The organism is Streptomyces sp. NPDC002868, from assembly GCF_055563295.1.
Map to the genome: position 1 here is coordinate 216943 of NZ_JBVHDR010000009.1, position 24934 is coordinate 241876.

Annotated in this window: 21 protein-coding genes; 12 read left to right on the top strand and 9 right to left on the bottom strand. The window is 71.4% G+C overall.

Annotation, left to right across the window (positions count from 1 at the left end; translation table 11 throughout):
- The first annotated feature begins 6 nt into the window (after positions 1-6).
- The 6 genes from ACZ3H8_RS26315 (at position 7) to ACZ3H8_RS26340 (ending at position 7841) form a co-directional block, all read left to right on the top strand.
- Positions 7-2490 (top strand): acetyl/propionyl/methylcrotonyl-CoA carboxylase subunit alpha, encoded by a 2484-nt coding sequence (locus ACZ3H8_RS26315; protein ID WP_467405847.1) that lies wholly within the window; start codon positions 7-9, stop codon positions 2488-2490.
- A complete protein-coding gene (locus ACZ3H8_RS26320; protein WP_467405849.1) occupies positions 2487-3617 on the top strand; it encodes an acyl-CoA dehydrogenase family protein in 1131 nt (376 codons plus the stop codon). Before ACZ3H8_RS26315 ends, ACZ3H8_RS26320 begins: the two co-directional genes overlap by 4 nt.
- A gap of 40 nt (positions 3618-3657) precedes the next feature.
- Positions 3658-5253, top strand: coding sequence for a 4-coumarate--CoA ligase family protein (locus tag ACZ3H8_RS26325; RefSeq protein ID WP_467405851.1), 1596 nt, complete (start codon positions 3658-3660; stop codon positions 5251-5253).
- Between the two features lie 8 nt (positions 5254-5261).
- Entirely contained in the window at positions 5262-5996 is a 735-nt protein-coding gene (locus tag ACZ3H8_RS26330) for an enoyl-CoA hydratase family protein (protein ID WP_467406140.1), read from the top strand.
- Positions 5984-6571 carry a TetR/AcrR family transcriptional regulator gene (locus ACZ3H8_RS26335; protein WP_467405854.1) on the top strand — a complete coding sequence of 196 codons (588 nt, stop codon included), beginning with the start codon at positions 5984-5986 and terminating at the stop codon, positions 6569-6571. The genes ACZ3H8_RS26330 and ACZ3H8_RS26335 overlap by 13 nt, the downstream gene beginning before the upstream one ends.
- 262 nt (positions 6572-6833) lie before the next feature.
- Positions 6834-7841: an isopenicillin N synthase family dioxygenase gene (locus ACZ3H8_RS26340; protein ID WP_467405855.1), complete on the top strand. Its 1008-nt coding sequence runs from the start codon at positions 6834-6836 to the stop codon at positions 7839-7841.
- 61 nt (positions 7842-7902) lie between these two features.
- Here ACZ3H8_RS26340 and ACZ3H8_RS26345 read toward each other — a convergent pair whose 3' ends face one another.
- Positions 7903-9003, bottom strand: coding sequence for a citrate synthase 2 (locus tag ACZ3H8_RS26345; RefSeq protein ID WP_398986945.1), 1101 nt, complete (start codon positions 9001-9003; stop codon positions 7903-7905).
- A 439-nt stretch (positions 9004-9442) separates the two neighbouring features.
- On the opposite strand from ACZ3H8_RS26345, the gene pdxH reads away from it, so the two are divergent.
- A complete protein-coding gene (pdxH, locus tag ACZ3H8_RS26350) occupies positions 9443-10066 on the top strand; it encodes a pyridoxamine 5'-phosphate oxidase (RefSeq protein WP_467406143.1) in 624 nt (207 codons plus the stop codon).
- Here the strand turns inward: pdxH and ACZ3H8_RS26355 are convergent.
- Entirely contained in the window at positions 10058-10936 is an 879-nt protein-coding gene (locus ACZ3H8_RS26355; RefSeq protein WP_467405859.1) for a winged helix-turn-helix transcriptional regulator, read from the bottom strand. The genes pdxH and ACZ3H8_RS26355 overlap by 9 nt on opposite strands.
- 469 nt (positions 10937-11405) lie before the next feature.
- Here ACZ3H8_RS26355 and ACZ3H8_RS26360 point away from each other — a divergent pair, with 469 nt between their 5' ends.
- Positions 11406-12788 (top strand): PAS domain-containing protein, encoded by a 1383-nt coding sequence (locus tag ACZ3H8_RS26360; protein ID WP_467405860.1) that lies wholly within the window; start codon positions 11406-11408, stop codon positions 12786-12788.
- 261 nt (positions 12789-13049) lie between these two features.
- Here ACZ3H8_RS26360 and ACZ3H8_RS26365 read toward each other — a convergent pair whose 3' ends face one another.
- Positions 13050-13805, bottom strand: coding sequence for an SIS domain-containing protein (locus ACZ3H8_RS26365; protein WP_467405863.1), 756 nt, complete (start codon positions 13803-13805; stop codon positions 13050-13052).
- Positions 13806-14059: 254 nt separating this feature from the next.
- Between ACZ3H8_RS26365 and ACZ3H8_RS26370 the strand changes: the two genes are divergently transcribed.
- Both ACZ3H8_RS26370 and ACZ3H8_RS26375 read left to right on the top strand, forming a co-directional pair.
- Positions 14060-14752, top strand: coding sequence for a metal-dependent transcriptional regulator (locus ACZ3H8_RS26370; RefSeq protein WP_326650719.1), 693 nt, complete (start codon positions 14060-14062; stop codon positions 14750-14752).
- Positions 14753-15352: 600 nt separating this feature from the next.
- A complete protein-coding gene (locus ACZ3H8_RS26375; protein WP_467405865.1) occupies positions 15353-16222 on the top strand; it encodes an alpha/beta fold hydrolase in 870 nt (289 codons plus the stop codon).
- Between the two features lie 346 nt (positions 16223-16568).
- Here the strand turns inward: ACZ3H8_RS26375 and ACZ3H8_RS26380 are convergent, their stop codons facing one another.
- The 6 genes from ACZ3H8_RS26380 to ACZ3H8_RS26405 form a co-directional block, all read right to left on the bottom strand.
- Complete coding sequence (locus ACZ3H8_RS26380; RefSeq protein ID WP_467405868.1) at positions 16569-17033, bottom strand: subtilase-type protease inhibitor; 465 nt, start codon at positions 17031-17033, stop codon at positions 16569-16571.
- A gap of 325 nt (positions 17034-17358) precedes the next feature.
- A complete protein-coding gene (locus ACZ3H8_RS26385; RefSeq protein WP_467405869.1) occupies positions 17359-17511 on the bottom strand; it encodes a hypothetical protein in 153 nt (50 codons plus the stop codon).
- Positions 17512-17555: 44 nt separating this feature from the next.
- A complete protein-coding gene (locus ACZ3H8_RS26390) occupies positions 17556-18356 on the bottom strand; it encodes a hypothetical protein (RefSeq protein WP_467405871.1) in 801 nt (266 codons plus the stop codon).
- A gap of 83 nt (positions 18357-18439) precedes the next feature.
- A complete protein-coding gene (locus tag ACZ3H8_RS26395; RefSeq protein WP_467405874.1) occupies positions 18440-20035 on the bottom strand; it encodes a transporter in 1596 nt (531 codons plus the stop codon).
- Positions 20032-20853, bottom strand: coding sequence for an ABC transporter ATP-binding protein (locus tag ACZ3H8_RS26400; RefSeq protein WP_467405877.1), 822 nt, complete (start codon positions 20851-20853; stop codon positions 20032-20034). The genes ACZ3H8_RS26395 and ACZ3H8_RS26400 overlap by 4 nt, the downstream gene beginning before the upstream one ends.
- Before the next feature lie 58 nt (positions 20854-20911).
- Positions 20912-21568, bottom strand: a complete 657-nt coding sequence (locus tag ACZ3H8_RS26405) for a bifunctional DNA primase/polymerase (protein ID WP_467406144.1) — start codon at positions 21566-21568, stop codon at positions 20912-20914.
- 278 nt (positions 21569-21846) lie between these two features.
- Between ACZ3H8_RS26405 and ACZ3H8_RS26410 the strand changes: the two genes are divergently transcribed.
- Both ACZ3H8_RS26410 and ACZ3H8_RS26415 read left to right on the top strand, forming a co-directional pair.
- Positions 21847-23229, top strand: coding sequence for a transcriptional regulator (locus ACZ3H8_RS26410; RefSeq protein ID WP_467405878.1), 1383 nt, complete (start codon positions 21847-21849; stop codon positions 23227-23229).
- Between the two features lie 160 nt (positions 23230-23389).
- The gene (locus ACZ3H8_RS26415) at positions 23390-24931 is read left to right on the top strand and encodes a hypothetical protein (protein WP_467405881.1); all 1542 of its coding nucleotides are present in this window, start codon (positions 23390-23392) and stop codon (positions 24929-24931) included.
- Positions 24932-24934: the final 3 nt, after the last annotated feature.

Below are 24934 nucleotides of genomic sequence, written 5' to 3' on the forward strand. Positions count from 1 at the left end.
TTGACGATGATCACTTCTGTCCTTGTCGCGAACCGGGGCGAGATCGCGTGCCGGGTCTTTCGTACCTGCCGTGAGCTGGGCATCTCGACGGTCGCGGTGTACTCCGACGCGGACGCGTCGGCACTGCACGTCCGGGAGGCGGACGCGGCGGTACGGCTGCCGGGGGCGGCGCCGGCGGACACGTATCTGCGCGGCGACCTGATCGTGAAGGCGGCGCTCGCGGCGGGCGCGGACGCGGTGCATCCGGGGTACGGCTTCCTGTCGGAGAACGCGGAGTTCGCGCGGGCGGTGACGGACGCGGGGCTGGTGTGGGTCGGCCCGCCGCCGGAGGCGATCGAGGCGATGGCGTCCAAGACGCGGGCGAAGCAACTGATGGGCGGCGCGCCGCTGGACCCGTCGGCGGTGACGGATGCGGACCTGCCACTGTTGGTGAAGGCGGCGGCGGGGGGTGGCGGCCGTGGCATGCGTGTCGTCCGCGAACTGGCGTCGCTGTCCGGCGAGTTGGAGGCGGCCCGGTCGGAGGCGGCGTCGGCGTTCGGCGACGGTGAGGTGTTCCTGGAGCCGTACATCGAGCGTGGCCGCCATGTGGAAGTGCAGGTGCTGGCGGACGCGTACGGCACGGTGTGGGCGCTGGGCACCCGCGACTGCTCGCTCCAGCGCCGCCACCAGAAGGTGATCGAGGAGTCCCCGGCCCCGGGCCTGCCCGACGCGCTGGTCGCGACGCTGCACGAGTCGGCGGTGACGGCGGCGCGGGCGGTGGGCTACCGGGGCGCGGGAACGGTGGAGTTCCTGATCTCCCCGGAGGGCCGGGCCCACTTCCTCGAGATGAACACCCGCCTCCAGGTGGAACACCCGGTCACGGAGGCGGTGTTCGGCATCGACCTGGTGGCGCTGCAGCTGTGGGTGGCGGAGGGCGATGCGCTGCCGCCGGGGCGGCCGGTGGGGCGCGGGCACGCGGTGGAGGCAAGGCTGTACGCGGAGGATCCGGCGAAGGGGTGGACGCCGCAGACGGGGGTGCTGCATGCGCTTGAGGTAGGGGGGTTCTTCCCCACCCACCCGCCCCTGAATGTGGGGGGTGGGACCCCCCACGCCCCCGTCCGCCCAGCGCTGCGCGCGGGCGGGGGTGTGGGGGATGGCCCGCAGGGCCCGGCGCTTCGCGCGGGCGCGGGCCCGGTGGCCCATGGCCCGGCGGCTCTTGGCTCGGTGGCCCATGGCCCGGACGGCACGTCAGCCGTCGGGCCGGTGTCCCGCGACGATGCCGTCGGCACGGCGCTGCGCGCGGGCGGGGTGGCGGGGGATGGCCCGCTGGGCCCGGTGGCTCTTGGCTCGGTGGCCCGTGGCCCGGACGGCACGTCAGCCGTCGGGCCGGTGTCCCGCGACGATGCCGTCGGCACGGCGCTGCGCGCGGGCGGGGTGGCGGGTGACTCGCAGGGCCCTGCGCTGCGCGCGGGCGGGGGACCGGGAGCTCTTGGCCTGGTGGCCCATGGCCCGGGCGGTCCGTCGGCCGTCGGCACGGCGCTGGGCGTCGGCGGGGAGGGTGCTCATGCCGCCCCTTGGGTGCGCGTCGACACCGGTTATGCCGCGGGCGACTCCATCGGCATGCACTACGACCCCATGATCGCCAAAGTCATCGTCTGGGCTCCCACCCGGGACCAAGCCGTGCGGCGGCTCGCCCACGCGTTGCGGCGGGCCCGTGTGCACGGGCCCGTCACCAATCGAGCCTTGCTCGTACGGTCCCTTGAGCACCCCGAGTTCACCGGCGCGCAGCTCGACACCGGCTTCTACGAGCGGAACCTGGACGCGCTCACCGCACCCGGTGACGGAGAGCGGTACGCCGCCATCGCCGCCGCGCTCGCCGCCGCAACCGGGCGCGTCACGCCGGGGGCGTGGGGGGCATCGCCCCCCACAGAGACGGGCGGGCGGGTGGGGAAAGCCCCCGACGGGACCGTCGCGTCACGGCTCGGCGGGTGGCGGAACCTCCCTTCCCAGCCGCAGGTCAAGGCCTACGGCCCGCACGAAGTCCGGTACCGCTTCACCCGGGACGGGTTCCTCCTCGTCGACGACCCCGGCGTGCGCGTCGTCCACGTCACCCCCCACCGCGTCCGGCTCGAGATCGACGGCGTCGTGCGGCCCTTCGACGTCACCGATCACGGCGACGGGTTCGTCCACGTCGACAGCCCCGCCGGCGCGTACGCCCTGCCCGTGCGGCCGCGGTTCACCGAACCCCGGGAAAGGACCCAGCCCGGGTCGTTGCTCGCGCCCATGCCCGGGACCGTCGTACGGGTCGGTGAAGGGCTGGCTGAAGGGGTCCGGGTCACCCAGGGGCAGCCGCTCGTATGGCTGGAGGCCATGAAGATGGAGCACCGCATCCTCTCGCCCGCCTCCGGCACCCTCACCGCACTCCACGCCGTGCCCGGCCGTCAGGTCGAGGTCGGCGCGCTGCTCGCCGTCGTACAGGACGCAGACGTACAGGAGGAACAGGAAGCATGAGCACCGTAGAGAGCCAGGAGCACACCGCACTGCGTGCCGCCGTCGCCGCGCTCGGGCAGCGGCACGGGCGCGGATACGTACGCGAAGAGCTGTGGACCGAGGCCGCCAAGCTCGGCTACCTCGGGGTGAACCTTCCCGAGGAGCACGGCGGCGGAGGCGGTGGGATGCAGGAACTGTCCATCGTGCTTGAGGAGTTGGGGGCGGCCGGCTGCCCCCTCCTCATGATGGTCGTCTCGCCCGCCATCTGCGGCACCGTCATCGCCCGCTTCGGCACCGAAGCGCAGAAGCGGCAGTGGCTGCCCGGCCTCGCCGACGGCAGCCTCACCATGGCCTTCGGCATCACCGAGCCCGACGCCGGGTCGAACTCCCACCGGATCACCACGACCGCCCGCCGGACCGACGACGGCTGGACACTCAACGGGCGCAAGGTCTTCATCTCCGGCGTCGACATCGCCGACGCCACCCTCATCGTCGGACGGACGGAGGATGCCAAGTCCGGCAAGCTCAAGCCCTGCCTGTTCATCGTCTCGCGTGACGCCGACGGCTTCCAGCGCTCGCAGATCGACATGGAACTGGCCGCCCAGGAGAAGCAGTTCGAGCTCGTGATCGACGACGTCCGCCTTCCCGATGACGCTCTCGTCGGGGACGAGGACGCCGGCCTCCTCCAGCTCTTCGCCGGGCTCAACCCCGAGCGCATCATGACCACCGCCTTTGCCATCGGCATGGGCCGTTACGCGCTGGCGAAAGCCGTCGAGTACGCGCGGACCCGCCAGGTCTGGAAGAACCCCATCGGTGCGCACCAGGCCATCGCCCACCCCCTCGCCCAGGCTCACATCGAGCTCGAACTCGCCCGCCTGATGATGCAGAAGGCCGCCGCCCTCTACGACGCCGGCGACGACATCGGCGCGGGCGAGGCCGCCAACATGGCCAAGTACGCCGCCGGCGAGGCCTGCGTCAGGGCCGTCGACCAGGCCGTCCACACCCTCGGTGGCAACGGTCTCACCCGCGAGTACGGCCTCGCCCAGCTCATCACCGCCGCCCGCGTCGCCAGGATCGCGCCGGTCAGCCGCGAGATGATCCTCAATTACGTATCCCACCAGTCCCTGGGTCTCCCCAAGTCGTACTGACACAGGCGATTCTGGCCGTCCACACAGCGAGGGGGCCGTCATGGTGTTTCAGAGCGTGTTTCACAGCGAGTACGCGGATGTCCCGGCCGTCGTCGAGCCGATCCACGACGCGGTGCTCGGCCGGGCCGCCGCCGAGTTCGGCGACACGATCGCCCTGGTCGACGGCGTGAACGGCACCACCGTCACGTATGCGCAGCTCGACCTGTTCCACCGGCGGATCGCCGCCTCGCTCGCCGACGCGGGCCTGCGCAAGGGCGACGTCCTCGCCCTGCACAGCCCCAACACCGTGGCGTACCCCTCCGTCTTCTACGGGGCCACCCGCGCCGGCGCCTCCGTCACCACCGTCCATCCGCTCGCCACCGCGGAGGAGTTCGCCAAGCAGCTCCGCGACTCCTCCGCCCGCTGGATCGTCACCGTCTCACCGCTGCTCGAAATCGCCCGCAGGGCCGCCGAGCTGGTCGCGGGCATCGAGGAGATCTTCGTCTGCGACCGCGCCGACGGGCATGTGAGCATCCTCGACATGCTCGGCTCGACCGCACCCGAGCCGGACGTCGCCATCGACCCGTCCGAGGACATCGCCGCCCTGCCGTACTCCTCCGGCACCACCGGCGTCCCCAAGGGCGTGATGCTCACGCACCGCTCCATCGCCACCAACCTCGCCCAGCTCTACCCGCTGATGCCGACGGGCCCGGGCGACCGCATCCTGGCGGTGCTGCCGTTCTTCCACATCTACGGCCTCACCGCCCTGATGAACGCCCCGCTGCGCAACGGCGCCACCGTCGTCGTGCTGCCCCGCTTCGAGCTCGACACCTTCCTCGCGGCGATCGCGAAGCACCGCATCAACGGCCTGTACGTCGCGCCGCCGATCGTCCTCGCTCTGGCCAAGCACCCGGCCGTCGCGCAGCACGACCTGTCCTCGCTGGAGTACATCATCAGCGCGGCCGCCCCTCTGGACGCCGAACTGGCCGCCGCCTGCTCCCAGCGGCTCGGCCTCCCGCCCATCGGCCAGGCGTACGGCATGACCGAACTCTCGCCCGGCACCCATGTCGTGCCGCTGGGCGCCCAGAACCCGCCGCCCGGCACCGTCGGCAAGCTCATCGCCTCGACCGAGATGCGGCTCGTCTCCCTCGAGGAACCCGGCAAGGACGTCGGCGTCGGCGAGGCCGGCGAGATCGCGATCCGCGGCCCGCAGGTGATGAAGGGCTACCTCGGCCGGCCGGACGCCACCGCCGAGATGATCGACGCCGACGGATGGGTGCACACCGGCGACATCGGGCGCGTCGACGCCGATGGCTGGCTCTTCGTCGTCGACCGGGTCAAGGAACTGATCAAGTACAAGGGTTTCCAGGTCGCCCCGGCCGAGCTGGAGGCGCTGCTGCTCACGCACGAAGGCATCGCGGACGCGGCGGTGATCGGCGTGTACGACGCGGACGGGAACGAGATCCCGAAGGCGTACGTCGTACGGCAGCGGACCGCCGAAGACCTCACCGAGGACGACGTCATAGCCTTTGTCGCCGGGCGCGTGGCGCCGTACAAGAAGATCCGGCGCGTCGAGTTCATCGGCGGGGTGCCGCGTGCCGCCTCGGGGAAGATCCTCAGGCGTGAACTGAGGAACCGGGACAGGGAGAACACGTGACACAACGCCTGACGCTGCTCGCCACCGCACACGAGCGCGGCATCACCACTCTGACGCTGGACTCGCCGGCGAACCGCAACGCCCTGTCGGCGCGGCTCGTCGGCGAGCTCGGCGAGGCGCTGGCGGACTGCGCCAAGGACGAGTCCGTACGGGCCGTCGTCCTCACCCACACCGGATCCACGTTCAGCGCGGGCGCGGATCTGAAGGCCCCGCCCAATCCGTACACCTTCGTCGGTCTGCTGCGGCAGATCGTCACGCTGCCCAAACCGGTGGTGGCCCGCGTCACCGGGCATGTACGGGCCGGGGGCCTCGGCCTGCTCGGCGCCTGCGACATCGCGGCCGCGTCCACGGGGGCCGACTTCGCGTTCACGGAGGTACGCATCGGGGTCGCGCCGGCCGTCATCTCACTGCCCCTGCTGCCGCGGATGGACCCGCGCGCGGCCGAGCGCTACTACCTCACCGGGGAGCGCTTCGACGCGGCGGAGGCGGTACGGGCCGGGCTGCTCACGCTCGCCGCGGACGATGTGGACGAGGCGCTCGCCCCGGTGCTCGACGGGCTGCGGGGGGCGTCGCCGCAGGGGCTGACCGCGTCGAAGGAGCTGCTCGCGGCCCGGGTCCTCGATGCCTTCGACCGGGACGCCGAGGACCTGGTGCAGCGTTCGGCGTCGCTCTTCGCGTCCGCGGAGGCGCGCGAGGGGATGACGGCCTTCCTCGAACGGCGGGACCCCGCATGGGCGTTGTGACCCCTCCGAAGCAGGACCGCAGCCGGGCGACCCGGCAGCGGCTGCTGGAAGCCGCGGTGTCCTGCCTCGCCGAACACGGCTGGGCGGGCTCGACCGTCTCTGCGGTCGCCGAGCGGGCCGGAGTCTCGCGGGGTGCGGCGCAGCACCACTTCCCGACCAGGGAGGACCTGTTCACGGCGGCCGTGGAGTACGTCGCGGAAGAGCGCTCACAGGCGCTGCGCGCGCTCCCGACGCAGGACCGCACGGCGGTCGTGGCGGCGCTGGTCGACCTCTATACGGGGCCGCTGTTCCGGGCGGCGCTGCATTTGTGGGTGGCCGCGTCCAACGAGGAGCAACTGCGCTCGCGGGTAACGGAGCTTGAGGCGAAGGTGGGCCGCGAGACCCACCGGATCGCGGTCCAGCTGCTGAACGCGGACGAGTCACGTCCGGGCGTACGGGAAACGGTCCAGGGCCTGCTGGACATGGCCCGCGGCCTCGGCCTCGCCAACCTCCTCACGGATGACGCGGCGCGCCGCCGGAGGGTCGTGTCACAGTGGGCGGCACTTGTCGAGGAGGCGCTGAAGGACCACCGGTGACCCCCGCCCTCCCCGCGGTGACCTGGGACATTCGCATCCCGCCCCCTCCGCAGTACCCTGGGCGAATGCTTCTGCTTGTACGCCGCCGTCACGTGGACTTCGTCCGCGTCACGAGCATGGGCTGTCGGCCCTCCGCCTGACCCAGCCCCCTCTCCACCCACCCGGTCCCCCGGCACCGCCCCACCCTGGCGGCAGCCGGCGGCACGCGCTTCCGGTCATCGCCGGGCGCGGCGGCCGGGGCTCACCTCAGCGGACGTACCCCATGTCGTACTTGCAGCTCCCCGTCATCGACCTCTCGGCGGCCGACCGCGGCCCCCAGGCCCGCGCGCTGCTTCAAGCGCAGCTCCACAGCGCCGCCCATGACGTCGGCTTCTTCCAGCTCACCGGCCACGGTGTCACGGAGGCCGAGACCGCCGCCCTCACCGGTGCCATGCGGGCCTTCTTCGCCCTTCCCGAGGCCGACAGGCTCGCCGTGTCCAACCTGAACTCGCCCCACTTCCGTGGCTACACGCGCACCGGCGACGAGCGAACCGGCGGTAGCCGCGACTGGCGCGATCAGCTCGACATCGGCGCCGAGCGCCCCGCCCACGTGCCCGCGCCGGGCGAGCCCGGCTACTGGTGGCTGGAGGGCCCCAACCAGTGGCCCGCCGCCCTCCCCGCCCTGCGTACCGCCGCACTCGGCTGGATCGACCGGCTCAGCGGTGTCGCGCACAAGCTGCTGCACGAGCTGCTCGCCGCCATCGGCGCACCCCCGGACTTCTACGACGACGTCTTCGCCCACCGCCCCCATCTGCACCTGAAGCTGGTCCGCTACCCGGGCAGCGCCGGCGACGGCAGTGACCAGGGCGTCGGCGCCCACAAGGACTACGGCTTCCTCACCCTGCTCCACCAGGACGAGATCGGCGGCCTCCAGGTCCAGCGCGGCGACGGGCTCTTCCACGAGGTGCCGCCGATCCCAGGCGCCTTCGTCGTCAACCTCGGAGAGCTCCTCGAGGTCGCCACCAACGGCTATCTGCTGGCCACCAACCACCGCGTGGTCAGCCCGCCCGGGGCCACCGAGCGCTACTCCGTGCCGTTCTTCTACAACCCGCGCCTGGACGCCCGGATAGCCCCGCTGCCCTTCCCGCACGCGGCGGACGCCCCAGGTGTCACCACCGACCCGGCCAACCCGCTCTTCGCCGAGTACGGCCGCAACGAGCTCAAGGGCTGGCTGCGGGCCCACCCCCAGGTCGCCGCGCGCCACCACCAGGACCTGCTCGTCCCCGCGTGACACGCATACGGCGCCGCACCCCCGCCTGAACAGGGGCACGGCGCCGTACGCATCGAACGACTCAGCCCGCGATGTCCTCGTACCCGACGATCTCGCGCGGGTTCCGCGTACCGGGACCGACGTACCGCGCGGACGGCCGCACCAGCCGGCCCGTCCGCTTCTGCTCCAGGATGTGCGCCGACCAGCCCGCCGTACGGGCGCAGGTGAACATGGACGTGAACATGTGCGCCGGGACCTCGGCGAAGTCCAGCATGATCGCCGCCCAGAACTCCACGTTCGTCGCCAGCACCCGGTCCGGGCGGCGGTTGTGCAGTTCCTCCAGCGCGGCCCTCTCCAGCGCCTCCGCGACCTCGAAGCGCGGCGCGTCGAGCTCCTTGGCCGTACGCCGAAGGACGCGCGCCCGCGGGTCTTCGGCGCGGTAGACCCGGTGCCCGAAGCCCATCAGCCGCTCGCCCTTGTCGAGGGCCCGCTTGACGTACGCCGTCGCGTCTCCGGTCCGCTCGATCTCCTCGATCATGCCGAGGACGCGGGAGGGCGCCCCGCCGTGCAGCGGCCCCGACATCGCGCCGACCGCGCCGGACAGCGCGGCCGCCACATCGGCGCCGGTCGAGGCGATGACGCGGGCGGTGAAGGTGGAGGCGTTCATGCCGTGCTCGGCGGCCGAGGTCCAGTACGCGTCGACAGCCTTGACGTGGCGCGGGTCCGGCTCCCCGCGCCAGCGGATCATGAACCGCTCGACGACGGACTGCGCCTTGTCGATCTCCTTCTGCGGCACCATCGGCAGCCCCTGGCCGCGCGCACTCTGTGCCACGTACGAAAGCGCCATGACGGCCGCCCGCGCAAGATCGTCGCGGGCCTGCGCCTCGTCGATGTCCAGCAGCGGTTTCAGACCCCACACCGGCGCGAGCATCGCCAGAGCGGACTGCACGTCGACACGGATGTCGCCGGAGTGCACGGGGATCGGGAAGGGCTCGGCGGCAGGCAGGCCGGGATTGAAGGCGCCGTCGACCAGCAGCCCCCATACGTTCCCGAACGAGACGTGCCCCACCAGATCCTCGATGTCGACGCCTCGGTAACGGAGCGCCCCGCCCTCCTTGTCGGGTTCGGCGATCTCCGTTTCGAACGCGACGACTCCTTCGAGTCCAGGTACGAAGTCGGACATCAGGCGGCTCCTCAAGCTGTGTGCGACGGGTGTGGGTCGCCGTGGGTCGGCATGGGCGGTGTGGATCTGTCACCCCGGTGATGCCCCGTGCGATTGGTGGTCACCCAACCGCCGGGAGGCAGGCACGATATCCCCTGCTGTATGGAGGCCACAGAGGCCAGACCCAAGATTTTGGCGGGTCCGGCTGATGCGGGGAAGCGTGACATCCGGCACACTGCCCCATTTCGGGCGGGGAGGATTAGCGGCACTCCGTGCCGGGCAAACTCCGCCCCTGCGGCAGGATGGCCCCGTGACCGACCACGATCTCGCCGCGCTGGGACGCGTCGTCCCGGACCCCGCCGCCGTCCCGGATCCCGCTGCCTCCAGAGCCGCCGTCCCGGATCCCGCCGTCCCGGACCCGGAAGCCGCCCCGGAAGCCGCCTCGCACGACCCTGCCGTCATGCGGGAGCAGTACCGCTCCACCCCGCTCCTGGAGACGGATCTGGCCGACGACCCCATGGACCAGTTCGCCCGCTGGTTCAAGGACGCCGCGTCCGGCGGTCTGCACGAGCCGAACGCCATGATCGTCTCCACCGCCACCCCCGACGGCCGCCCGTCCTCCCGCACCGTGCTGCTGAAGCAGTACGACGCGCACGGCTTCGTCTTCTACACGAACTACGACTCCCGCAAGGGCCGCGAGATGGCCGCCAATCCGTACGTCTCGCTGCTCTTCCCCTGGCATCCGCTGGCCCGCCAGGTCATCGTCACGGGCGTCGCGGCCCGTATCGGACGGGACGAGACCGCCGCGTACTTCCGCAGCCGTCCGCACGGATCGCAGCTCGGCGCATGGGCGAGCGAGCAGTCGTCGGTGATCGGCTCGCGCGACGAACTGCTGCGCAGATACGAGGAGCTGGCGACCCGCTACCCGGAGGGAGAGCAGGTCCCCGCACCGCCGGAGTGGGGCGGCTACCGGATCGAACCGCAGACGGTGGAGTTCTGGCAGGGCCACGAGAACCGGCTGCACGACCGGCTGCGCTATGTCCGTACGGAGTCGGGCTGGAAGGTCGAGCGCCTGTCACCCTGACAGCTGCCGGCCCTGTTGCAGCGCGGTGCGCACCGCCGCCGGGATGTCGGTCACCGGGAACTGCACATGTCGGACGGTGCGCTCCCGGTCCAGCACCAGCACCGCCCGCTTCAGGCGCAGCCCTTGCCCGGCCCGGAAGGTCGGCAGGCGCAGCGCCGCCGACAGCCGGGTGTCCATGTCGGAGAGCAGCGGGAAGGGAATGTCCTCGGCGACGGCGAAGGCGCGCTGCTCGTCGGGCCGCTGGGTGCTCACCCCCCGTACCGCGACGCCCGCCGCGGTGAAATCGCCGTACGAGTCCCGGAACAGCCGGTTCTCCAGGGTGCAGCCGACCGTCCCCGGGATGTCGGCCCAGCCGTCCGGCAGGGGGCTCGGCCGCCCGGTGGCCGGATAGCAGAACAGCACGGTGGCCGCGGCCTGCGCGTCCACCGGATCCAGCTCGCCGCCGGTGTGCGCGGGCAGCACGATCCGAGGCAGCCGCGTGCCGGGCAGCCCGAGCACCCGGTGCGCCTCGGCGCTGTGCTCGTCGGCGGACGCGGTGAGTGTGCCGTCGCCGAGCAGCCAGCGGTCGGCCCAGTCCTGCATGGACACGAGCACCGGGAGCAGCGCGCGTCCGGTGTCGGTGAGCCGGTACTCGTATCGGACGGGCCCCTGCTGGTACGGGACCTTCTCCAGGACGCCGCTGTCGACGAGGTGGTTCAGCCGCTCGGTGAGGACCTTCCGGGAGATGTCCAGCTCGTGCTGGAGCTCGTCGAAGCGGTACCGGCCGCGCGCTGTCTCACGTACGAGGAGAAGGCTCCACCAGTCGCCGATCACGGCGGCGGCCTGCGCGACGGCGCATGCGGCGTCGCGCTCGGGTACTGATCTGGCCATGGTCCGGCACCTCCGTGAGTTCCCGATAGAAACTCTAGGCCGGGAGACTCCGGGCCGGGGGCTCCGGGCGGCGAGACCCGGGCGGGGGAGACCCGGGCGGGGGACCCCAGGGCCAGGAAATGCAGAAACCCGCGGGCTCTGGTTCCTCCGGAGAGGAGCCGGCCGGATGTGCCGGCGAGCCCGCGGGTCGGTGACTGCTTGGAATTTCGGCCGACGGTCAGTCGGCTGCACACAGAGTGCGACGACGGGCCGTCAGCCCGCAGTCACCTCACGCATCCGAAACGACTTCACTTCCGGATCACCTCCTTTCACCGTGTGGCCCACACCTTAGGAACCGGCGGATCGAGGATCAACCGAATTAATCGGGGGTACAAAGATTTTGGGGAACCTTATGTGTCCTGCGTCACGTTCCAGTTGAATGATCTGACGTGCATCAGCATGCGCGGAGGCGTCCTGCAGGGGGTCCGGGATGAGTGCTTCCAGGAGTGAGACCACCAACGCGCTCGGGCCTGACGAGCCGGTGCCCGAGGGCGAGGGCTCTGCGGAGCCCGCGACGGTGCCGGGGTCGGAGCTGCTTGCAGCGTTGCTCGACGGGATGGACGCCGCGCTCTGTGCGTTCGATGCCGACGGCACGATCACCCACTGGAACCGCGAGGCCGAGCGGATCCTCGGGTGGTCGTCCGAGGAGGCCGTGGGGCGGCGCGGGTTCGCCGGGTGGGCGGTGCGGACCGCCGACGCCGAGGAGGTGCAGGGGCGGCTGATGGCCGCGATGGACGGGCCCGGGCGGCAGGTCCACGAGTTCGCGCTGCTGCGCAAGGACGGGGGGCGGGTTCTCGTACGGACCCAGTCGGCGCGGGTGCTCGGCGCGGACGGCAAACCGGCAGGGGTGTACTGCGCCTTCAGCGAGGTGCATGCGCAGATCGACCTGGAGCGGTCGATCGCGCTCAGTGAGGCGCTGTTCGAGGACGCGTCCTGGGGTGTCGTCCTGGTCGACGTGGACCTGCGGCCGACCGTCGTCAACGGCTATGCGTCGCGCGCGCTCGGCGCGGGGCGTACGTCTCCGCTCGGGCGACCGCTGGGTGAGCTGGTCGTCCAGGGCGTGGAGGAGCTGGAGGGCGCGCTCCACCATGTGCTGGCGGAGGGTGCGCCGCGGGGGCTCGTGGAGTTGTGGGTGACGCTGGGCACGGGCGATGGGGAGCGGCGGCGATGCTGGCGCAGCGGGTTCCTGCGGCTGGCCTCACCGCTGGCGGAGGAGCCGGTGCCGCTCGGCGTGGGGTGGCTGTTCCACGACGTGACCGAGTCGAAGCTGGCCGAGCAGGAGGCGGACCGGCTGCGCTTCCGGTCGAGCCAGCTGCACCGGGCGGGGCGGGCCGCCGCGGAGTGCGAGGACCCGATGGAGGCGGCGACGGCGTATCTGGACTTCGCACTGGCGGGCTTCGCGGACCATGCGCTGATCGACCTGGCGGAACCGGACGGCGTACGCCTGATCCGCGCGGCGGCGACACCGTCGGGCGCGCCGGGCCCGTGCGTCCCGGTGGCGGGCGGCGGCATCCCGGTGCGCTACCCACCGGGCCACCCGGCGCTCCAGGCGGCCGACCGCAACGGCTCGGTGCGCGCGAGCGCGCCCACGGGTAAGCCGGCCGACGACTGGGCGGCGGAGCGCCAGTGGCCCCGGGACGCGGTGCACGCGCTGTGCACGGTGCTGCGGAGCCGGGGCCGGACGTTGGGTGTGGTGACGTTCCTGCGCGGAGCGAGCCGCCCTCCGTTCGAACGCCCGGACGCGATGTACGCGGAGAGCATGGCGGTACTGACGGCGTCGGCGCTTGACCTGACGCGACTGACGGCCGACTGAGCCGACGGCCTGTGCCTGCACCGGGGCTCGGCCCCGGCCCCGCGCTTCAATCGCCGGCGGGGCTTGATTCGGGGCCCTGCCCCGGGCCCCGCGCCTCAATCTGCCCCTCCGGGCTTGACTCCTCGGGGTCGGCGGCGTGAAGGGGTTCGTGTTGATCACCGGGTCCGGCCGCCGGTCCCCCGCGGGGACGACCCTGCACGGCCCCTCCCCACCGGGAGGTACCCCGGTGCGGGGAGCCGCCCAGGCGGCGCGGAGCCCCGCCTAGTGGCGGAAGAAGATCCGGTCCCCGTACTCACTCATCACACGCCCATTCCACTCGTGCCCCCCGTCCACATTCCCCGACCTCAGCAGCGGCGGCTCGATCCCCCGCTCCACCAGGCTCTCCGCCGCCGCCGCCATCGTCGCCTGCATCAGCGCGCTCGTCACGACCGTCGACGCCGGCGCGAACGGCGCCTCGATCCCCTCGTGCGTCAGCTCCGCGTCCCCCACCGCGATCTTCGAATCGAGCACGATGTCGCAGTGGTCCTTGAGGAACGTGCCGGACACATGCCGGGACTTCGTCTCCCGCGTGTACGCCACCGACGTCACGCCGATGACCTTGAGCCCGAGCGCCCTCGCGTTCATCGCCATCTCCACCGGCAACGCGTTCCGCCCGGACAGCGAGATGATCACGAGTACGTCGCCGGACCTCGCCGGGCTGGAGTCGAGCACCGCCCCCGCGAGCCCGTCCACCCGCTCCAGCGCGGAGCCGAGCGTCGCCGGCATGACGTCGACGCCGACGACGCCGGGGACGGCGAGCAGGTTCATCAGGGCGAGGCCGCCGGCCCGGTAGACGACGTCCTGCGCGGCGAGCGAGGAGTGCCCGGCGCCGAAGGCGAAGAGCCGCCCGCCCGCCGCGACGGTGTCGGCGATCGCGACGCCGGCGGCCGCGATGTTCACCGCCTCCTCGTCCCGTACGCGCTGCAGCAGACCGATCGCGGCGTCGAAGAACTGACCGGCCAGCTTGCTCTCGCTCATCGCCGAGCCCTTTCCGGAGGATGGATAGTTGCGTACGGAGGTAAGGCAGGTAACGCAGTAACGCAGGTAACGCAGGGGGAACGACCACAGGGCACCGGCGGGAATACCGCGTGTCGCGGATCACGTTGCGGTCTGGACCATTGCTCTGTCAATACGGGCTCTCCGACAGGCTTTCCCCGGCACGGCACGCTTGTCAGTGGGATGCGTCAGAATTGAGTCGGGGCCGCAGCGCACGATTCCATCGAGGGGCACGTATGTCCGGACTGATCGACACGACTGAGATGTATCTCCGCACCATCCTCGAGCTGGAAGAGGAAGGTGTGGTGCCTATGCGCGCCCGTATCGCCGAGCGACTCGACCAGAGCGGCCCCACGGTCAGCCAGACCGTGGCGCGTATGGAACGGGACGGCCTGGTGACGGTCGCAGGCGACCGCCACCTGGAGCTCACCGACGAGGGCCGGCGGCTGGCGACGCGCGTGATGCGCAAGCACCGCCTCGCCGAGTGTCTGCTCGTCGACGTGATCGGCCTCGAGTGGGAGCAGGTCCACGCGGAGGCGTGTCGCTGGGAGCATGTGATGAGCGAGGCGGTGGAGCGGCGCGTGCTTGAGCTGCTGCGCCACCCCACGGAGTCGCCGTACGGCAACCCGATCCCGGGCCTGGAGGAGCTGGGCGAGAAGGCGGAGGCCGACCCGTTCCTGGACGACGGCATGGTGTCGCTGGCGGACCTGGACCCGGGTGCGGACGGCAAGACCGTGGTCGTACGGCGTATCGGCGAGCCGATCCAGACCGACGCCCAGCTGATGTACACGCTGCGGCGGGCGGGCGTGCAGCCCGGCTCCGTGGTGAGCGTGACGGAGTCCGCTGGCGGGGTGCTGGTGGGCAGCAGCGGCGAGGCGGCGGAGTTGGAGGCGGATGTGGCGTCGCACGTCTTCGTGGCCAAGCAGTAGCTGCGTAACCGTCACCTCGCTTTCCGTCAGCCAGTAACCGATTTCTGTCCGGAATGGCAGCGCCCGGGCGAATCGCGTGCCACGCTGTGGCTAGGCATGACCCGACGGCTGGGGGAGGGATCAGGGTGATGCGCCCGTCGTACGCCCCACGCGCACAAAACCGCGCCCAGCACATTTCGTACGCCCAGCGCATTGCCTGCACCCGGTGGGCCCCGCACGCACAGCACGCTCCACACGCCGAGCGGGCTGCGTATACCGAGAGGGCTCCGTACGCCCGGCGCATGCCCTGCGCCCCGTACGCACAGGAGGGCCCCGGCGCCCATCGGCGCCGGGGCCTGTCCTCCCCTGTGCTGACCCGGAGCCCCGAGCTCTCAGGGTCAATCCCCTCGGACCGTCTTCCCCGACCGGCCCGCCTCCCGCTGAAAATCTCCCCTCGGCCACGGGCGTCAATCCTTGAACGCGGTCACTCGAACGAGGGGTGTTGCGCGCCAGAAGCACGTTTTCGAATAAAGGTTCGATAGTCTGGCGGTACTCGACACGAGCTCGACAGGGCTCGGCGCGGTCTCGATCACCGGGGGAGAGAAGGGGGTGCCAGGCCACATGGTGCGGCGCATCGACGTAACCGGAGCCAACGGCGTACGCCTGGCTGCCTGGGAGTTCGCAGATCCACCCAAGGGGCCGGGCGAGGCCGTGCACGCCCCCGCGTCCGGAGTCTTACTGCTCCACGGCCTGATGGGCCGCGCCTCGCACTGGGCTTCCACGGCCCGCTGGCTGGCGGAGCGTCACCGCGCGGTCGCCCTTGACCAGCGCGGTCATGGCCGCAGCGACAAGCCGGCCGAGGGCCCGTTCACCCGCGAGGCGTATGTATCCGACGCCGAGGCCGCGATCGAACAGCTGAGCCTCGCCCCGGTGACCCTGATCGGACACTCGATGGGCGCGCTCACCGCCTGGCAACTGGCCGCCAAACGCCCGGACCTGGTCCAGGCCCTGATCATCTGCGACATGCGCGCCTCGGCACTGGGCGCGGCCTCGCAGCGCGAGTGGGACGACTGGTTCCGCTCCTGGCCCGTCCCCTTCGCGACGCTGGCGGACGTACGGAAGTGGTTCGGCGAGGACGATCCGTGGGTCGAGCGCCCCAACCCGTCCCGCGGCGAATTCTTCGCAGAAGTAATGTCGGAACGGGCCGACGGCTGGCGCCCGGTGTTCTCCCGCCGCCAGATGCTGACCTCCCGCGCGACGTGGGTCCACGACCCCCACTGGGAGGAGCTGGCCCAGGTCCAGTGCCCGACCTTGGTGGTGCGCGGCCTGGACGGGGAGTTGGGCCGCGCGGAGGCCCAGGAGATGGTCAGGGTCCTGCCGCGGGGCGAGTACGCGGAGGTGGCGGACGCGGGCCACCTGGTGCATTACGACCAGCCGGAGGGGTGGCGGACGGCGATCGAGCCATTCTTGGACGGGGTGCTGACGCCCTGAGGCGTGGCACGCGATGAACATGTCGCCTGTGCCGGGGGGATGGGTTCGTGCTTTGAGCGGGAGAGATCGCCTTCAGCCGCGGCGGCAACGGCTGGGCGATCAGCGAGGTCGGCAGCCAGTCGACCGGCTATTGCCCGGACCGCGACTCCTGGCCGGCTGTCGCCGGTGCGCTGGATCGGGTGGGGCTCGGTCGTCCTGACGGTTTCGCGTACGAGGTCGTCTTCCGGCGTTGCGCTGGATGCGGGGAGGTCAGCGTCGTGCGGGAGGGCGACTTCGTGTGCGTCTTCTGCGGGGGTGGGCTACCGGCCTCGTGGAACGTCGCGCGGGGTTAGAACGTCGCGCGGGGTTAGAAGGCGAAGACCGCGCCCTCGGCCAGGCGGCCTTCCATCTCGCACTCGTTGCCGAACGTGGCCGACCACGCGACGCGCTTGCCCTGCCACACGCCCTGGGCGGTGACCACGACCGGGGCCCACTGGCGTGTGCACCTCTTCGTCGACGGGGCTTCGGTCAGCGCGCCGAACTCGCCCTCGACGTCCCGCAGTTCCATACACGCGGCCGCGGGCATGGGGTGGGTGCCGTCGGGGCGCGGGGCGCAGTTCAGGGTTACGGCGCGCTCGACGGTGGCGGTTACCGCGTCCTCGCCCTTGCCGATGGTGAGTACGAGGGCGGAGGGGGAGTACAGGCTCTTCGCCTGGGCGGGCTGGGCAGTTTGCGTGGGCTGCGCCTGTGCGGCGCTCGCGGCGGCGGTGCCGGTCAGCAGGAGGGCGGTTGCCGTGGCGGTCGCGGCGACTGTGTTGAGGATGTAACGCATGTGTGAAACTCCTTCGCTCGGGGGGCGATTGCGGTCGGGAGTCTTGCGTATGCGGACAGTGAGTGCACATTCATCGCCACTTTCCGGCCGCGTACGTTGCAATGAGGGTTACCGAATGGTCGTTCGGGCAGCTCGGAGTGGGTGTGGGGGCGCGTCCAGCATGTGGACGATCATTGGTGGTGTAACGGAAAACTACCGTCTGACCTGCGTGAATGCCCGGACGACCCTTTGTTCGGTCGAGCCGCTTCGACTGGAAAGCGTCGCTCGGTGAGGGGCGCGGCCGTCGCGGTGGGGTTCGCCTGCGGGGGCGGAACGTATACGCGTGCTAATCGCTGGGTGTCGCCCTGATGGCCGCGGTGAGGCCGCGGAGTTGTGTGGGGGTGGTGGTGACGATCTCTGCGGACGCGGCGCTCTCGCGAAGGCTTCGGTGTTCGTGGTGGACAGTCCGGACGACGAGCGCGACAACTGGCCAGGGCATGGCGACGTATGGTCCGTCACCATGCCCTGACCTGACGCAGGTCGTCAGCCGATCGGTTTCCGCGTCGCCTCGCGCACCTTCAGCGTCGCCTCCGCAACCGCCTTGAGGTCGACCTCTTCCGGGGTCTGCTTCGCGATCCGGACATCGGTCAGGGCGACCGCCGCGTTCGTGTTGTCGTCGGCCCAGGCGCACATCGGGAGCGTGGACGTTCCGCCATCGGTCTGCTCCGTCGTCAGCACCTGGCAGGAGATGGTCACTTCCGATCCGGCGGGAGTGAAGTCCTTGGCGGGTACGGCGATGGTGGATCCGTCCGAATCCCCGGCGCCCCTCAGGATGCTGGTGCGTGCCTCGTCCGGGTCCTTGATGCGGCCGTACATGCCCGAGATGACCAGGACGCCGGCCTCCGACTGGGAGGTGTACTGCGCCACGACGGCCTTGGCATCGCGGATGTTGGCCTCGCTCGTGCCGGCCAGCCCGTCCTGGCCCTTCTCGGACTGATCCCCGGTCAGCTTGTACTTTCCGTCGAGGAGCGTCTCGGGGAGCGTCAGTTGGTACTCCGCCTGCGGGAAGCTCCCACTCCCACTGCTGCTGCCACCACCGACGACGTTGTTCCCGAACCAGGAGACGGCGAGCAGACCCGCGATGGACGCCATCGTGATGAGCGCGATCTTCGGGCCTTGGTTCTTCTTCGGCGGCGGCGGGGGCGGCGGCGCGCCCCAGCCGTACGCCGGGCCACCCGTCCCCGGGTACGGCTGCTGGTACTGCGGCTGAGGCGCGTACCCCTGCTGCGGGTACTGCGGATACTGCGGCTGCGTATACGGGTTCGGAGGCGGCGGCGTCGACATGGCCGTCACGCTACTTGACGGGTGCCCAGCGCCCCACTAACAGGTCCTTCACCCCTGACCCTTCACCCCTGACCCTTCACCCCCTACCCCTTGCTGACCGCCGTCAGAATCTCCGGCAGCCTCCTCGCCGTCTGCGGCGCCGCCACCCGTACCCCCGCCCATCCGATCAGCACGCCGTACGCCGTGCCCAACGGCAGCAGCAGCCACAGCGCCGACTGGGAGTTGGAGGCATGCAGCCAGATCGTCAGTGCGATCACCGGGGCGCACAGCACCGCCGCCGAGATCATGCCGCCGAAGATCGAGATCCAGGCGAGCCCGCCCTGCCCCGGGGCGACGTTCTTGTACGCGCTGTCCTGCGGGATCGAGTACGGGAAGCGGGCCGACGCCACCGCCCCCGTCGCCAGCATCGCGCCCAGCAGCGCGAAGGAGAGGCCGAGCACCTCCGGCAGGGCCTTCCAGTCGCCGAGCACCGCGGCGGTGAGGGACGTGACCAGGGCCGTATACGGAAGGGTGATCACCAGCAACGCCAGGGCGCGGGCGCGCAGTTCCCTGTACGCGTCCTTCGTGGACGAGATCGTCAGCGCCACCATCCAGAACGCGGACGTGTCCTGGCCGAACTGGTTGTACATCTGGATGCCGAGCATCCCCGCCGCGAAGCAGGCGAAGTAGACCGAGCCCGTGCCCTGCAGCGCGTTGAACAGCGGCACGATCAGGCCGATCGCCAGCGCCGTCACCCACGCCGCCTTCGTCTTCGGGTCGCGCCACACATAGCGCAGGCTCCGCTGCATCACCGTGCCCGTACGTCCCTCGGGCAGCAGCTGATGGAAGCTGGAGGCAGCCTCCTTGCGGGTCGGCTCCGAAGCCGCGGCCAGGGTCGAGCCGTCCGGGGTCGTCATCAGCTTCGTCAGGCTGCGCTGCCAGGACCACAGCAGAGCGAACAGAGCCACGGCCGACAGGGCCAACTGCCCCGCCGCGACCGCGTACGAGCCCTCGCTCGCCGAGTCCACCGCGCCGATCGCGGACGCCGGCGGCAGCCACCGTACGATTCCCGCCACCGGGTCCAGCGCAGAGAGGCCGCCCGCGTCCCCGATCCTCTGTGCGCCGAAGTTGACGACCTGGATGCCCACCGCGATCACCAGACCGCTGAGCACCGCCAGGTCGCGGCCCTTGCGCGAGGTCAGCAGGCGGATGTTCGCCGCCGCGACCGCCCGCGCCAGCGCCACGCACACCAGCAGGGTGAGCACAATGGCGAGGACGGAGACCAGGACCCCGGCCGCCCCGTGCGCGAGGGCGATCGCCGAGCCCACCGCCAGGCACAGCGTGAACAGCGGGCCGATGCCCACGAGCGATGCGACGAGCAGCGCCCGTACAAGAGGCTGGGGACGCAGCGGCAGCATCACCAGACGGGTCGGGTCCAGTGTCTCGTCACCGCTGGGGAAGAACAGCGGCATCACCGCCCAGCCGAGTGCCAGCACCGCCGTCAGCAGCACCACCACCGACGCCGCGTGATCGTTTCCGCGCAGCGCGATCAGGCCGATGAGCTGGAGCGCCGCGAAGAGCAGGGTGACGACGATGGACGAGATGTACGCGGCCCTGCGGCCGGACGACTGCCGCAGTCCGTTGCGCAGCAGTGACAGCTTCAGCCGTACGAAAATGGGGGCCAGGGAAGCGGTGTTCACCGTGATCCACCGCCGCCGAGCCAGTCCAGCGACTGACCGGTATCGCGGCCGTTCGCCCCCACCAGCTCCAGGAACGCGCTCTGCAGCGACGGCGCGTCGCCCCGTACCTCCGCCAGCGGGCCCTGCACGCGGATGCGGCCCGCGGCCATCACCGCCACCCAGTCGCACAGCGACTCCACCAGTTCCATCACATGGCTGGAGAAGACGACCGTCGCGCCGGATGCGGTGTACCGCTCGAGGACGCCGCGGATCGTCTGCGCCGACACCGGGTCGACGCCCTCGAACGGCTCGTCCAGGAACAGCACTTCGGGGTTGTGGAGCAGAGCGGCCGCAAGACCGATCTTCTTCCGCATGCCCGTCGAGTAGTCGACAACCAGCTTGTGCTGCGCGCCCGCCAGGTCCAGTACGTCCAGAAGCTGCGTGGTGCGCTTGTCGACCTCGTCGCCCGGCAGCCCCCGCAGCCGCCCGCTGTATGCGAGCAACTCGCGGCCCGAGAGGCGCTCGAAGAGGCGCAGACCCTCCGGCAGCACGCCTATCCGGGACTTCACCTCGACCGGATCGCGCCACACATCGTGGCCCGACACCTCCACCCGCCCCTGATCCGGGCGGAGCAGGCCCGTCACCATCGACAGGGTCGTGGTCTTGCCCGCGCCGTTCGGTCCGACCAGGCCGATGAACTTGCCGGCGGGGAGCGCCAGATCGATGCCGGCGACCGCGATCTGCTCGCCGAACCGCTTCCACAGCCCCTCAACGCGAACGGCGGGCGGCGCTGTGTGCGCTCCGCCCGCCTTTGTGGCTCCAATTGCCTGGTCCGGCATGGTGCCCTGCCTTTCGATGTCCCCGTGTCTGTACGGGTCCACCTTATGTACGGCACGTCTATCTACGGCGTGTTCGTTCAGCGGCAGCCTCCCGCCCGCATGCGTACGCCAGCGGGCTGATCAACTCGTCCGCGTCCGGCAGCCACCGGTTGGCGGAGGTGGGCCGGCGCGCCCACTGCACCGCGCCATGGCCGCCGATGCGGGTCGGCGGGGCCGCGACATAGTGGCCCTGGCCGCGCGCGATCAGATCGATGGAGCTCGGCGCCCAGCCCAGGGTGCGGATCAGATCGGGGACCTTGAGCGCGGCTCCGGGCAGTACGAAGAACAGCATCCGGCGGTTGGGGGTGCAGGTCACCGGACCGAGAGGGAGGCCCATCCGCTCCAACCGCGCCAGCGCCAGGAAGCCCGCGGACTCGGGGACGTCCATGGCGTCGAAGGTGCGGCCCGTCGGCAGCAGGATCGACGCCTTCGGCTGCTTCGACCACAGCCGACGGGCCGCGGTCGCGCTCCCGGTCGCCTGGTTTGCCCAGTCCGGCCTGGCCGGGTGAGCGCCGGGCGAGGCGCAGGCGACGTCGCCGCACGAGCAGTGTTCTCTGCCGTCCACCGCCTCGAGCCAGGTGCCGGGGAACACATCCCAATGCCGCTCTTCCGCGTACCGCACGGCATGGTCCAGCTGCTGCTCACCTCGCTGCTGGGGGATCTGCGCGGCTTCCATGACTCCGATGGTCTCTTCCACGACACACTCAACTACCGCCGTCACCTTGGGTTACGGGCGTGCCGTGGCGGGGCGCGAAGCATCGATCCTGCACGCGGGGCGCACGGGTGCACGGGTGGGGGCGCGCATGAGGCCGGACGGCGGCGGGCGGGTAGCCACTCGCAGGGGGTCACGCCGATTCCCGGGAAAAACCGACGAACTCGCTCCAAGTCTGCATTCTCCGTATATCAGCCGGGCAGTGATCACTTCATTGATCACCGCGGCCTCAGGGGGTAGTCATGGCAGCCAGGCCTCTCGTCGCCCGACAACCGAACGAACGGTTGCAGGCGCTCATTCAGGAAGCCGGATGTTCCAACGCCGGCCTCGCCCGCCGAGTCAACATGGCCGGCGCGGAGCGGGGGTTGGACCTGCGCTACGACAAAACATCGGTGGCGCGCTGGCTGCGCGGGCAGCAGCCGCGCGGCCGGGCGCCGGGAATCATCGCGGAGGCGCTCGGCCGCAAACTCGGCCGTACGGTCACGATCGACGAAATCGGCATGGCGAACGGCAAGAACCTGGCGTCGGGCGTCGGCCTGCAGTTCTCGCCGACGGTGCTCGGCGCGATCGAGCAGGTCTGCGAGCTGTGGCGCAGCGACGTCGGCCGCCGCGACTTCCTGTCCGGGGCGGCGGTCGCCGCGTCCGCGCTGGTCGAGCCGAGCCGCGACTGGCTGATCACCGGCGCGGACACGCAGGTGGCGCGTACGGCAGGGGCGCGGGTCGGGGTCTCGGACGTCGAAGCGGTACGGGCGATGACGACAGCCCTGACCGAGCTGGACCACCGTTTCGGCAGCGGGCACGTCCGTCCGGTCCTCGTGCACTACCTGAACAGCGTGGTCTCCGGTCTCCTTTCGGGGTCGTACCGCGAATCGGTCGGCCGCGAACTGTTCGCGGCGGTCGCCCGGTTGACGGAGCTCGCCGGTTACATGGCCGTCGACACCGGCCAGCCCGGGCTCGCTCAGCGCTACTACATCCAGGCGCTGCGCCTCGCCCAGGCGGCGGGCGACCGCGGTTACGGCGGGTATGTGCTGGCGGCCTCCATGAGCCACCTCGCGGCGCAGCTGGGGAACCCCCGGGAGATCGCCCAGCTGGCGCGGGCCGCGCAGGAAGGCGCGCGGGGGCACGTCACCCCGAGGGCAGAGGCGATGTTCTTCGCGGCAGAGGCGCGCGGACACGCCCTGCTCGGCGACGCCCGCACCTGCCACGAGGTGGCAGGCAAGGCGCTCGCCGCGCTGGAGCGGGCCGAGCCGTCCGCGGGGGACGATCCGGCATGGATCGCCCACTTCGACCACGCCTACCTCGCGGACGAGCTGGCGCACTGCTACCGCGACCTGGGCCAGGCGGAGGCGGCCGCGCACCACGCGTCCCACGCGCTGGACGGCCACCCGGAGTCGAGGGCCAGGCGCCGGGCGATCGGCCTCGTCCTGCTGGCCACGGCCCAGGTGCAGCAGCGCGAGGTGGAACAGGCCTGCCACACGGGCACGCGCGCGGTGGAACTGCTGGGGACGCTGCGCTCGAGCCGGGGCGCGGAGTATCTGGAAGACCTCCAGCAGCGGCTCGAGCCGTACGGGGACGAGTCGGCGGTGCGAGAGTTCGGGGCGCGGCTGGAGCTCCAGGCAGCCTAGGGGGCTGCGCCCCGGACCCCTTCCGCCGCTCATCGTCGGCCGACTTTTAACAGCGTCTTGAGGAGGCTTCTTGTTACTGCTTCCACACGTGTGTGCGGAGCCCCTGACGTACCCGGTAGCGTGAGCCGACGATTCCCTAGGCCCACACGTAGGAGTCCCGGTGACGCAAAACGGACAGGGTGACGAGCAGCAGCCGCCTGCTGCGCGGCCCGCGTACGAAGGCGTCGTGCTGCCCGCCGACGGAAGTGAGCCCTGGATTCCAGGCGCCTCCGACGCCCAGGTGGCTCCGGCGGGCGGACAGCCGTGGGGTGAGCCGTGGGGGCCGCAGCAGCAGCCGGGGCAGCCCGGGCCGCCGACTGACGGTGGCCCGGTCGCGCAGCACGGCTGGGGCGAGGCCCCGCAGGCGGGGGCGGGGCACGGCGCGCAGCCGCTGCCGCCACAGGGACAGCCGCCGCAGGGCGGGTATGACGCGCTGCCGCCCGCGCAGGGCGGGTATGACGCGCTGCCGCCCGCGCAGGGCGGGTATGACGCGCTGCCGCCCGCGCAGGGCGGGTATGACGCGCTGCCGCTGGCGCAGGCGGGGTACGGACAGGCCCCGCAGGCCGGGCACGGTGCGCAGCCGCTGCCGCAGGCCCTGCCCCCGCAGGCCGTCCCCATGGGGGACTCCGACGCCACGCAGTACATCCCTCCCGTCGCGCCCGGGGCGCTGCCGCCCGAGGCTCCCGCCGAGTCGACGCAGTTCCTCGGGACCGGGCCCGCGCAGGCGCCCGTCCCGGGGCCCGACGCCGACGCCACGCAGTACATCCCGCCCGTGCCGGCCGCGCCCTCCGCCGCGCCCTTTGGGATCCGGCCGGGGACTCCCGGTGACCGGCAGCCGCCCGCGGAGTTCGACAGCCTCTTCCGCACGGACGCGCCCGCCGGCCAAACCCCGGACGCCACACAGCAGTTGCCCCGGTTCGAGGCCCCGCGCGGGGTCGGCCGGCCGCCGCGTCAGCAGCAGTACCAGCAGTACTCGCAGCCGCAGGCCCCGTACGAGCCGCAGGATCCCGAGCACCAGCCCCGGCGGCGCAAGTCCTCGCACGTGCTCGTCATCGCCGCTGTCGTCGTCGGCTGTGCCGTCCTCGGGCTCGGCGTCAGCGCCGTCATGTTCGGCGGTGGCGGGGACGAGGAGAACGACCCCGGCGCCGGCAAGAACGTCGCCGCCACCTCCGACGCCCCCAGCGGCAGCCCCAAGGCCGCTGACGACCCCGCCAAGCCGCAGGCCGAGGCGCTCGACAAGCTTCTCGCCGACAGCAACAACAGCCGTGCCGCGGTCATCCGCTCGGTGGAGAACATCAAGCAGTGCAAGAACCTGGACCAGGCGGCCAGTGATCTGAGCGGGGCCGCGGAGCAGCGCCGCAGTCTGGTGACCCGCCTGGAGGGGCTCACCGTGGACAAGCTGCCCAGCCACGCCCAGCTGACCGCGTCGCTCACCAAGGCCTGGCAGGCGTCCGCATCGGCGGACGACCACTACGCGGCCTGGGCCAAGCAGGTCGAGGAGAAGAAGGGCTGCAAGGACGGCCGGGCGCGCAATACGGGACAGACCGCCCAGGCCAACCGCGCCAGCGGTGACGCGACCAGGGCCAAGAAGGAAGCCTCCGGGCTGTGGAACGCCATCGCCGGAAAGTACGGCCTCCCCGAGCGGCGCAGCGACCAGCTGTAGAGG